Source organism: Cryobacterium sp. MP_M3 (genome assembly GCF_015752155.1).
Taxonomy (GTDB): domain Bacteria; phylum Actinomycetota; class Actinomycetes; order Actinomycetales; family Microbacteriaceae; genus Cryobacterium.
This window is the reverse complement of sequence record NZ_JADOVI010000034.1, coordinates 1-9,596: the sequence shown is the minus strand read 5'-3', so window position 1 is coordinate 9,596 and position 9,596 is coordinate 1. Positions and strand designations below refer to the sequence as shown.

Here is a 9,596-nt window from a genome sequence, read left to right as displayed (position 1 = left end):
CCCCGAGGACGCTTTCACGGGCCCGGCCACCGGGCAAAAAACGCTCTAAAGACTCGATTGGCCCACTGAAACGTTGTAAATCAGCGGTCTCCTAGCCCCGGTCGTCCTGCCCTCCCCGCCCGCCCTCGTCCGCGAGTTCCTGCCCGGATTCCAGCGCGAGGTTCTGTCCCGAATTCAGGTGTGGAACCCGGAACAGTGCGACGGATGCCCCGGGCCGGCCCGAATCCCGGCTGTTCTCCTGAACACGGAACACCCTCGGGCTCCTGATTACGGAACACCTCGGGCTGCGAACGGAACGCCGGGCGGAACGGCGTCGGAGCGGGAACTGACACAATTGGAGGCATGGCAGCACCTGTGACCCCGCCGCGCGGCATGCGCGATTTCCTCCCCAACGAGAAAGCGGTCCGGGAGCACGCGCTGGGCACCATCAGGCGCAGCTTCGCCGCGCACGGGTTCGACGAGATCGAAACCCCGGTGATGGAGGATTCGGCCCGCCTGCACTCCGGCCTCGGCGGCGACAACGAGAAGCTCGGGTTCGCCGTGCTCAAACGCGGGCTGTCCCCGGCGGATGTCGCGGCCGCCGCCGAGTCCGGCGACCTCCTGTCGCTGGCCGACCTGGGTCTCCGCTTCGACCTCACCGTGCCGCTGGCCCGGTTCTACGCCAGCCACCGGGCCGAACTGCCCGCCGTCTTCCGGTCCATCCAGATCGCCCCGGTCTGGCGGGCCGAGCGCCCGCAGAAGGGCCGCTACCGGCAGTTCGTCCAGTGCGACATCGACATCATCGGCGAGGCCGGACCGCTCGCCGAGATCGAGCTGATCTCCGCGACCACCGCGGCCCTCGACGCCCTCGGCCTGACCGGCTGCTCCGTGCGGATCAACGACCGGCGCATCCTCGCCTCCCTGCTCGCGCACTGGAACGTGCCACCCGAGCTCGCCGAACGGGCGCTGATCACGATCGACAAGCTCGACAAGATCGGCGTCTCCGGAGTCGTCACCGAGCTCGGCACCCTCGGCGTCGACACCGACGGCATCGCCGGCACCCTCGAGGGGATGCCCGGCCTCGGTTGGGACGCGGACGCTCCGGCCTGGCTCGACCTCGCCGCCTACGCCGACCTGCGCGCCCTGCGCGACGCCCTGCCGGCCACCCGACTGGTCTTCGACCCCACCCTCGTGCGCGGGATGGGGTACTACACGGGCACGATCTTCGAGATCGCCCACCCGGAACTGGGCTATTCGCTCGGCGGCGGCGGCCGCTACGACGGGATGATCGGCCGGTTCCTCGGCACTGACGTGCCTGCCTGCGGTTTCTCGATCGGCTTCGAGCGCATCGTCGACCTGCTCGGCCAGGCCGGGACGGCCGACACCGACGCGGTCGTGCTGGTGCACGAGAAGGATGCCGACCCGGCCGCCCTCGTGGCGCTCAAGGCGTCCCTCGTTGCCACGGGGCTGCGCGTGCGCCTCGAACGCCGCACCAAGAACCTCACGGCGCTGCTCGACCGGGCGGCGGCCGCCGGGTACGGGCGATACGCATTCGTCACCCCCGAAACAGTCGAGGCCTCCTCGCTCCAGGTCCGTCCGCTGGGCGAATCAGCCCACCATCACTAGACTGTTATGGGATTGGAACACAGCGAGGTCTTCCTAGATTCCCTCAGATTTTCACCCCCAATTAAAGAAGACAAAAAGGAAACAGGAGATAGCTGTGGCTCTCATTGAGGCAGTAGTAGCGCGCGAGATTCTTGACTCCAGAGGCAACCCGACCGTCGAGGTCGAGGTATTGCTTGATGACGGTTCGGTTAGCCGCGCTGCGGTTCCGTCCGGCGCATCGACCGGTGCGTTCGAAGCTTATGAACTGCACGACGGCGACAAGTCGCGTTACCTGGGCAAGGGCGTGCTCAAGGCTGTTGACGCTGTCATCGACGAGCTCGGCCCGGCAGTCGAGGACCTCGACGCCACCGACCAGCGCATCGTCGACGCGGTCCTGAACGAGACCGACGGCACCGACAACAAGCACCGCGTCGGCGCCAACGCCATCCTCGGCGTCAGCCTCGCCGTCGCGAAGGCCGCCGCCACCTCGGCCGGCCTGCCCCTGTTCCGCTACCTCGGTGGCCCGAACGCGCACACCCTGCCGGTGCCGATGATGAACATCATCAACGGTGGCTCGCACGCCGACAACGACGTGGACATCCAGGAATTCATGGTCGTCCCGCTCGGCGCCGAATCCTTCGCCGAGGGCCTCCGCTGGGGCACCGAGACCTACCACGCGCTCAAGGCGCTCCTCAAGTCCAAGGGCCTGTCCACCGGCCTCGGCGACGAGGGTGGCTTCGCCCCCAACCTGCCCAGCAACCGTGCGGCCCTCGACCTCATCGTCGAAGCCATCACCAACGCCGGCTACACGCCCGGCAAGGACATCGGCCTCGCGCTCGACTGTGCCGCCTCCGAGTTCTACAAGGACGGCGTCTACCACTTCGAGGGCAAGGAACTTTCTGCCCAGGAGCTGTCCGCGTACTACGTCGAGCTCGTCGCCGCGTACCCGCTCGTCTCGATCGAGGACCCGCTCGAGGAAGACGACTGGGAAGGCTACGTGCACCTCACCGCCGAACTCGGCGACAAGGTGCAGATCGTCGGCGACGACCTGTTCGTGACCAACCCGGTTCGCCTGGCCAAGGGCCTCGAGCTCGGCACGGCCAACTCGATCCTGGTCAAGGTCAACCAGATCGGCACCCTCACCGAGACGCTCGACGCGGTTGCCCTCGCCCAGCGCGCCGGCTACACCACGGTCATCTCCCACCGCTCCGGTGAGACCGAAGACACCTTCATCGCCGACCTCGCGGTCGCCGTCGACGCAGGCCAGATCAAGACCGGAGCGCCTGCCCGCAGCGAGCGCGTCGCCAAGTACAATCAGTTGCTGAGGATTGAAGAAGAGCTGGGCGAGGCCGCGGTTTACGCGGGCCGTTCCGCTTTCCCGCGGTTCAAGGCCTAGCTGTTCCGGAGCTCTCGAGGCCCGGGTCAGCCGGGCCTCGAGAGCTCCATTTTTTTGTCCGGATTCGGTTAGGGTTCGAGTAGCCTCCCGAACCCGACGAGTGCGAGAGGGGTGAGCCATGGGCAGGAAACGCGCGGAGCGACACCCCGTCGCCCTCACAACCACGGAAACCGCCACCAGCAACTGGCTGCGCGGGCTGCGGCTGTCGGGCTTCTCCTTCATGATGATGGGCATCCTGATCCTCGCCGTGATCGTGCTGGCCCCCGGCATCCGCACCTACGCCGAGCAGCAGCAGCAGATCGAGCGGCTGACGAAGGCCGTCACGGCCCAGCAGGGCAGCGTCGACGAGCTCAAGTCGGAGCGCGAGCGCTGGAACGACCGCACCTTCGTCACGACCCAGGCCCGCGACCGGCTCTCCTACGTGCTCCCCGGCGACGTCAGCTTCCTCGTGATCAACGACCTCGCCCTTCCCGTCGCGGGCGGCACGGAGACGCCGCCGGCGAGCTCCGTCATCCAGAACACCAACGTCGATTGGCTCTCCTCCATGTTCGCCTCCGTCATGACAGCCGGTCTCGCCCCGGAGGCCGCGAAATGACGCGGCCACCCTTCGCCCCGGCCAGCCAGTCCGACATCGATACGGTCTCCGCCCAACTGGGCCGGCCTGCCCGCGACGTCGTCGGCATCGCCGGTCGGTGCGTCTGCGGCGCCCCGACAGTGGTGGCCACTGCGCCGCGGCTCAGCGACGGCACGCCGTTCCCCACCTTCTACTACCTCACCCACCCGGCCGCCACCGCCGCGCTGTCCTTCCTCGAGGCCACCCAGGTGATGAACGAGTACAACCAGCTGCTCCAGGACGACGAGGACGTCCGCGCCCGCTACCTCCGCGCGCACCAGGGCTTCCTCTCCGACCGCGAATCGATCGGGGTCGTCCCCGAGATCGCCGGGATCTCCTCCGGCGGCATGCCGGAACGGGTCAAGTGCCTGCACGCCCTCGCCGCGCATTCCCTCGCCGCCGGACCGGGCGTCAACCCGATCGGCGACCTCGCCCTGGCCAGGGCGGCCTGGTCGCCCTCGGTCTGCGAGTGCCTCGACTACACCGCGGCGGACGCGTGACCTCAACCTGGCGACGGATCGGGACGGGCGTCGGCCTGAGCCTGGCCCTGGCGTTGGGCGGGGCATCCGTGGTCGTCGACGCGCCGCCGGCACACGCCGACCAGGTGCGCGACCTCGAGTACTGGCTGAACGACTACGGCTTCACCCAGGCCTGGGCGACCACCCGCGGCGCCGGCGTGAAGGTGGCCGTGATCGACACCGGTGTGGCCCCCAACATCACCGAACTGGCCGGCGCCGTCGTCGGCGGCACGGATGTCTCCGGTCTCGGCTCCGCCAACGGCCAGACCCCCGTGGGCGACCGCAGCGAACACGGCACCCTCGTCTCCTCGCTGATGGCCGGTCGCGGCACCGGCGAGGGAACCGGAATCATCGGCGTGGCCCCGGCCGCGTCGATCCTGGCCGTGTCCGTCGCGTTCGGCACCAACGGCGCCACCCTCAGCAACGACGACCAGATCGCCGCCGGCATCCGGTGGGCCGTCGACAACGGGGCAGACGTAATCAACATGTCGTTGACCCGCAACACCCTGGACTGGCCCACCAGCTGGGATGACGCGTTCCTCTACGCGTTCGAGCACGATGTCGTCGTCGTCGCGGCCGCCGGCAACCGGGGCAGCGGCACCACCGAGGTCGGCGCGCCGGCCACCATCCCCGGCGTGCTCACGGTCGGCGGTGTCGACCGCAACAAGGCCGCCAGTTTCGACGCCTCCTCGCAGGGCATCACCATCTCGGTGGCAGCCCCGAGCGAGCAGCTCGTCGGAGTGGTGCCGGGCGGCGGCTACGTGCAGTGGGACGGGACCAGTGCGGCAGCGCCGATCGTCTCCGGCCTGGTCGCGCTCGTGCGCTCCGCCTACCCGAAACTGGACGCGGCCGAGGTGATGAACCGGGTGATCGCCACGGCGAACCCGAACGGCCACGTGGTGCCCAGCCCGATCTACGGGAACGGGCTGATCGACGCGGCCGCCGCCGTGACGGCATCCGTGTCTGCCTCCACCTCGCCAACGCCGACGCAGCTGCTCGAGGAGTGGATCCGGGTGCACCGCCGCGCCGATACCGTCCCGACACCGGCCCCGGAGACCACGGCGGTCGCGCCGGTCCCGCCGAAGAAGGACCCCGCCCTCCCCGCGCACAACCTGGCGGCGGCGTGGCTGCCCGGTCCGCTGAGCCTGACGTATGTGACGGTGCCGCTCATGGTTCTTGTCGGGTTTGGTATCCTAGTAACGCTGTTCGGCGTAGGGGCCACTCGGCACTTCAAGCGATTACGATCAAAACGCTAAGTTTTCGCGCATCCAATCTGTAGGAGGACCTCTAATCGTGCCCAAAATTCTCATTGTCGGCGGCGGCTACGCGGGTTTCTACACCGCTTGGAAGCTGGAGAAATGGCTGCGAGCCGGCGAAGCCGAGGTCACCATGGTCGACCCGCTTCCGTACATGACGTACCAGCCGTTCCTGCCCGAGGTCGCGGCCGGTTCCATCGAGGCCCGCCACGCGGTCGTCGCTCACCGGCGTCACCTCTCCAGGACCAACGTGCTCACGGCCAAGGTCACCCACATCGACCACGCCACGAAGACCGCGACCATCACGCCCCCGGTCGGCGAGCCGTGGGAATTCGTCTACGACATCGTCGTGGTCACCGCCGGCGCCGTCTCGCGCACCTTCCCGATCCCGGGCGTCGCTGACCAGGCCTTCGGCCTGAAGACCATCGAGGAGGCAGTCGCCATCCGCGACCGCGTGCTCACCAACTTCGACAAGGCGGCCCAGCTGCCCGCCGGCCCCGAGCGCGACCGCCTGCTGACCTTCGTCGTCATCGGCGGCGGCTTCGCCGGCATCGAGGTGTTCGCCGAGCTGCGCTCGTTCGCCACCTCGCTGCTGAAGTCCTACCCGGAGATCGGCTTCGACGACACCCACTTCCACCTCGTCGAGGCGATGGGGCGGATCATGCCCGAGGTGTCCGTGCCGACCAGCCTCTGGGTGATCAAGAACCTCGATCAGCGCGGCGCGCAGATCCACCTCAACACCCAGCTGACCAGCGCGGTCGACGGCAAGATCGAACTGTCCACCGGCGAGAGCTTCGAGACCGACCTCATCGTCTGGACCGCCGGTGTCATGGCGAACCCGGCGATCGTGCGCCACACCGACCTGCCGATCGAAGAGCGTGGCCGCCTGCAGGTGCGCACCGACCTGCGGGTCGGCACCGAAGACGAGATCATCGCGGACGCCTGGGGCGCCGGCGACGTCACCGCCGTGCCCGACCTCAGCGGCGGGGGAGTGGGCGGCTTCTGCGTTCCCAACGCCCAGCATGCGGTGCGCCAGGGCAAGCTCCTCGCGAAGAACATCGTCGCCGTGCTCCGCGGCGAAACGCCCAAGGAATACCTGCACAAGAACCTCGGCGCCGTCGCGGGCCTCGGCGTCGGCCACGGCGTCTTCCAGTCGGGCAAAATCGCGATCACCGGCCTGCCGGCCTGGATCGCGCACCGCGGCTACCACGGTCTTGCCATGCCTAGCTGGGAACGCAAGCTCCGCGTCGTCTGGGGCTGGGTGAACAACTTCTTCCTGGGACGCGACATCGTCTCGCTCGCCGCCGTGGAGAACCCGCGCGCCGTGTTCGAGGAGTTCGCGTCGCGCCCGAAGCCGCCGGCGGAAGCCGCCGCACCGGCCAAGGCGGCTACCGCCAAGGCCGCCCCGGCCAGGACCGCCGCTGCCGCTGTGAAGACGGCGACTGCCGCCGAGAAGACCGCGCCGGCAGCCCGAGCACCGCGGGCTCCGCGGAAGACCGCCGCGAAGCCGGTTGTAACGGCCGCGTCGGCCGAGGAGACCGTCGACGTCGAGGAGACCGTTTCCGCGTCGAAGTAACACCGGTGCTCTCGGCAGCACCTACGCTTGAAGCGTCCGGCCTCGGCCGGGCGCGCCCCCGTAGCCCAATGGCAGAGGCAGACGACTTAAAATCGTCACAGTCTGGGTTCGAGTCCCAGTGGGGGCACCATGATCCGTCGCTGAACTTCCGCGTGATTCCGCGGAAGTTCGGCCTTCGAGAGGTCTATTTGAGGGCTATTGACCACTCCGTGCCCACATTTTGCCCACACTTGAAATAGTTCTGGCTTGATCCAGGGCCACGGCAACAGCGTCTAGGTCGTCGTCGAACAGGTCCGCATAGACGTCCAGCGTCATCGCGGCAGAGGCGTGGCCGAGCATTCGCTGCACCGCTTTGACATTCGCGCCAGCCGAAACGGCCAGGCTCGCGGCAGTGTGCCGGAGGTCATGCAGCGTCAGCGTTGGGAATGTCGGGTCGGCCAGCTTGGCCCGGCGCAGTGCGTACACGAACCACCCGCCGAGGTAGCGGCTCAGATTCACCTTCGGCATCGTCGGCTTAGCCGCCACACGCGCAGGCCTGGCGCGCCAGGCGAAGGCGGCGACCTCTCGCAACGGCCTGGTGTGCCGCGTGCGGCGCGAGACTGGCGTAAGGCCGCGCAACCAAACGGTCACCTACCGGTGCGCGCAGCGAGGAGTCGACGCTCGGCGTCGTTCGCTGTCAGTTCCAGGGCGTGCAGATCCGCGGCGAGTGCCTCGTCGTCGCGTCCGAGCCGACGCAGCAGGTGCGCGCGCACGGCATGCCAGAGGTGGGTCCGTGTGAGCTGGCCCTCAAGGGCGTCGACCTCGGTGAGCGCTGCCGTGGGGGCTCCCACCCGATCCAGCGCGACGGCGCGATTGAGCCGCACCACAGGCGATGGGTCGTAGCCAATGAGCAGGTCGTAGAGCACGAGCACCTGCAGCAAGTCGGTTTTCGCTGCGGTCTCGGCATCCGCGTGGCACGCGGCGATCGCCGCGTGCAGCTGCCAACGGCCTGGGCGCCGTAACCGGGCGGCTTGTTCCAGCTCGGCGCGTGCGCGAACGATGAGAGTCTGGTTCCATCTGGACCGGTCCTGATCGGCCATCAGCACCAGTTCGCCGTCCACGGACCGCGCCGATTCCCGCGCCCTGTGGAACAGCAGTAGCGCGAGGAGGCCGTGAGCCTCCGCCTCACGCGGAAGCGCCGCCGCAATCACGCCTGCCAGCCACAGCGCGTCATCTGCGAGGTCGCGGTCCGCGGCGGCGTCGCCGCCGGCGACGAGATGCGCTTCGCTGTACATGACCGACACGATCGTGAGGACGATGTCGAGCCGGGCCGCCCGATCCGTCGCGTCCGGTACACGCAGCAGGATGCCGGTCGCGCCGATCTTCCGCTTGGCGCGCACGATTCGCTGCGCCGTCGCCGGCTCGGTGCTGAAGGTGGCACGCGCGATCTGCGCGGTGGTGAGGCCGCACACCGCTCGCAGCGTGAGCGCGAGTTGAGCCTCTGGCGCCAGTGCGGGGTGGCAGCAGCCGAACAGCAGCGGAAGCCGGTCGTCGAGCTCGGCGGACGAGTCGGGCCAGGCGTCTTTCGGCGCCGCTGACTCCGGGTCGATGCCGGGTCCCATGCGGGCCAGCTTCTCGCGGTAACTCTTCTCGCGGCGCAGGCGATCGAGCGCGTTATGGCGCGCGGCTTGCGTGAGCCATGCGCCCGGGTTCGGCGGGATCCCGCCCTTCCGCCACCCGCGGAGCGCCTCCTCGACGGCCTCGGCCACCGCTTCTTCGGCGATGTCCAGGCTGCCGAGAGACCGGGCCAGCGCCGCCACGATTCGTCCGGACTGCTCGCGCACGACTTGCGAGAGAAGGAGATCGGATGCCGCGACCTCGCCGCTCGGCGCGCTCGCGTCGTCCGGACGGGCCGCGGCATCCGAACCGCTCACTCCTCGGACTGGCTGCCGCTGGTCAAGATCGGGCGGATCTCCACACCCCAGCCGGGCAGTTCGAGGAACGGCCATGTCCGGACCAGGGCGATCGCGGCGTCCAAATCCGGGACGTCGATGACATCAAAGCCGCCGACGACCTCCTTGGCCTCGGAGAACGGCCCATCTACCACCACGGTGCCGCTCTCGCTGTACTTCAGGGTGGTCGCAGTCTCGACCGGCTGCAGTTGGGCTCCACCGGCGGCAATCTGTGCCGCATTCACTCCGTACCACTCGTAGGCGCGCGCGTAAAGGCCCTGCATCCGGTCCGCCGGCACTTGCGCATCGAGCTCGGGGTCGAAGGTAAACATGATGACGTACTTCACGGTCGTGTCCTTTCGTCAATGGAACCGTTTCATTCTTACAGCGAACGGACAAGCCCGTTTTCGACAGCTCTCGAAAAAGATCTCAGAAGAGAGAGACCGGGTTGAAGATGTCGGCGAGGATGAGCACTCTCCCCATCGCGATCAGCGCGATGACCACGACAAAGATGAGCGGCACGGGTTTCGTCGCATCGACGGGCGTCGGGGGCGTCTAGCGGAACACCTGCGCCCACACCCGCCTGACTCCCTCCCACAGCGCGACGCGCACCGTGGCTGACAGCACTGTCAATGGCCAATCCGAACTGCCCACGGGCGGCCAGTAGAAATGCCCGCTGGTGGCCATGAAAACTGCCCACTCATGGCCAACAGATCTGCCCA

General features: G+C 68.3%; 8 protein-coding genes, 1 tRNA gene and 1 pseudogene. 7 read left to right on the top strand and 3 right to left on the bottom strand.

All coding sequences use genetic code 11. The features are described from left to right. The first annotated feature begins 342 nt into the window (after positions 1-342). From hisS to IWX89_RS18035, 7 genes are all read left to right on the top strand, one after another. On the top strand, positions 343-1,605 hold the full coding sequence (gene hisS, locus IWX89_RS18065; RefSeq protein ID WP_196904921.1) for a histidine--tRNA ligase: 1,263 nt from the start codon (positions 343-345) through the stop codon (positions 1,603-1,605). 94 nt (positions 1,606-1,699) lie between these two features. Next, positions 1,700-2,980 carry a phosphopyruvate hydratase gene (eno, locus tag IWX89_RS18060; RefSeq protein ID WP_196904920.1) on the top strand — a complete coding sequence of 427 codons (1,281 nt, stop codon included), beginning with the start codon at positions 1,700-1,702 and terminating at the stop codon, positions 2,978-2,980. 118 nt (positions 2,981-3,098) lie between these two features. Further along, positions 3,099-3,575: a septum formation initiator family protein gene (locus tag IWX89_RS18055; RefSeq protein ID WP_196904919.1), complete on the top strand. Its 477-nt coding sequence runs from the start codon at positions 3,099-3,101 to the stop codon at positions 3,573-3,575. Beyond that, positions 3,572-4,093, top strand: coding sequence for a DUF501 domain-containing protein (locus IWX89_RS18050; protein WP_196904918.1), 522 nt, complete (start codon positions 3,572-3,574; stop codon positions 4,091-4,093). The genes IWX89_RS18055 and IWX89_RS18050 overlap by 4 nt, the downstream gene beginning before the upstream one ends. Next, a complete protein-coding gene (locus tag IWX89_RS18045; RefSeq protein WP_374220542.1) occupies positions 4,090-5,367 on the top strand; it encodes a S8 family serine peptidase in 1,278 nt (425 codons plus the stop codon). Before IWX89_RS18050 ends, IWX89_RS18045 begins: the two co-directional genes overlap by 4 nt. A 37-nt stretch (positions 5,368-5,404) precedes the next feature. Further along, positions 5,405-6,943 (top strand): NAD(P)/FAD-dependent oxidoreductase, encoded by a 1,539-nt coding sequence (locus IWX89_RS18040; RefSeq protein WP_196904917.1) that lies wholly within the window; start codon positions 5,405-5,407, stop codon positions 6,941-6,943. 54 nt (positions 6,944-6,997) lie between these two features. Beyond that, positions 6,998-7,073 (top strand) — tRNA-Leu (locus IWX89_RS18035). A gap of 65 nt (positions 7,074-7,138) precedes the next feature. Here the strand turns inward: IWX89_RS18035 and IWX89_RS18030 are convergent. The 3 genes and pseudogenes from IWX89_RS18030 to IWX89_RS18020 form a co-directional block, all read right to left on the bottom strand. Next, positions 7,139-7,417: pseudogene (locus IWX89_RS18030) on the bottom strand (tyrosine-type recombinase/integrase); the annotation flags it as partial. A gap of 152 nt (positions 7,418-7,569) precedes the next feature. Next, the gene (locus IWX89_RS18025; RefSeq protein ID WP_307836624.1) at positions 7,570-8,856 is read right to left on the bottom strand and encodes a DUF6596 domain-containing protein; all 1,287 of its coding nucleotides are present in this window, start codon (positions 8,854-8,856) and stop codon (positions 7,570-7,572) included. Further along, positions 8,853-9,221, bottom strand: a complete 369-nt coding sequence (locus IWX89_RS18020; RefSeq protein WP_196904915.1) for a YciI family protein — start codon at positions 9,219-9,221, stop codon at positions 8,853-8,855. Before IWX89_RS18020 ends, IWX89_RS18025 begins: the two co-directional genes overlap by 4 nt. Positions 9,222-9,596 lie beyond the last annotated feature (375 nt).